We start from the raw sequence: 1,070 nt of genomic DNA, 5'->3' as shown, positions 1-1,070 counted from the left end.
GCGCCGTCCGGTGTCGTCCGGTGTCGTCAGAACCCGTCCCGCGCTGTCCGATGCTGTCGAGAAGGCCGGTGGACGGCGGAACGGCCCGCCCGCACCGGAGGAGGCAGCGGCGGGGGAGGGACAGCGGAAGCCACGGGAAACGGAGGAACGGGAGCAGCCAGGGCCGCCGGACGGCCGGAGGTCAGCCCGCTGGAACGGTCCCGGCGACGCCTCCGACCTGACGCAGCATCCCTTCGGGCGCCATCGACCCCAGCAGCCGCTCGAGGGCCACCTCGACGTCCTCCCGCCAGCTCACGGTGTTCTTGACCTCGAGCCGCAGCCGTGGCCACCGATGGTGGGGCCGCACGGTCTTGAAGCCGACGGCGAGCAGGTAGTCGGCGGGCACCACGCACCGGGTGCCTTCGCCCTTGAGGTCGCCGAACGCCTCGATGGCACGGAAGCCGCGCCGGAACACGTCCTTGGCGATCGTCTGGACGAGGATGCGCCCCAGGCCCTGCCCGGCGAAGTCCTCCATGATCTTCACGGTCATGAGCAGGACGGCGTCCGGGCTGACCGGGCTGGTCGGGAAGGCAACCGACCGGGGCACGTACGCGGCCGGCGCGTACATCGCGAAACCGGCCGGGACACCGTCCACGTAGATGATCTTTCCGCAGCTTCCCCACTCGAGGAGGGCGGAGGACACCCACGCCTCCTTCTCCAGCGCGGTGTCCCCGGCCTCCTCGGCCCGGCTACGGGCGACGGGGTCGAGCTCCCAGAAGACGCATCGGCGACATCGCACCGGCAGGTCGTCGATGTTGTCGAGAGTGATGTTGGCGATGCGGCGGCTCATGATTCGACGTCCCACCCGGCCCGGCTTCTGGCGGCGACGGCAACGCTGGCATCTCGCACAGGGTCAGACTAGCTCGGCCGTCCTGATCCTCATCGGCCTGTTCCGGATCCACCCGGCCGTGCCAGGCCGGACGGTGCCGTGCCAGGCAACGTTCGCCCCAGCCGTCGTGCCCAGGCAGCTCCGGAGGCGTTGCCGGGAGCGCTCAGGCAGCGCCGCTCCCCGGCCCTCGGCTCCCCGGCCC

Annotated in this window: 1 protein-coding gene; it reads right to left on the bottom strand. The window is 71.5% G+C overall.

Annotated features, from left to right (window positions below):
* Window positions 1-181 precede the first annotated feature (181 nt).
* Window positions 182-829: a GNAT family N-acetyltransferase gene (locus tag NBW84_RS19200; protein WP_250286126.1), complete on the bottom strand. Its 648-nt coding sequence runs from the start codon at window positions 827-829 to the stop codon at window positions 182-184.
* Between the last annotated feature and the right edge of the window lie 241 nt (window positions 830-1,070).

This window comes from Protofrankia sp. CiP1_Cm_nod2, assembly GCF_920664355.1.
In the GTDB taxonomy this organism is placed as follows: domain Bacteria; phylum Actinomycetota; class Actinomycetes; order Frankiales; family Frankiaceae; genus Protofrankia.
This window is presented reverse-complemented; position numbering and strand designations above follow the sequence as displayed.

Excerpts from the sequence above, each read along its gene's own strand:
- NBW84_RS19200 (WP_250286126.1), bottom strand. The coding sequence starts at position 829 with ATGAGCCGCCGCATCGCCAACATCACTCTCGACAACATCGACGACCTG.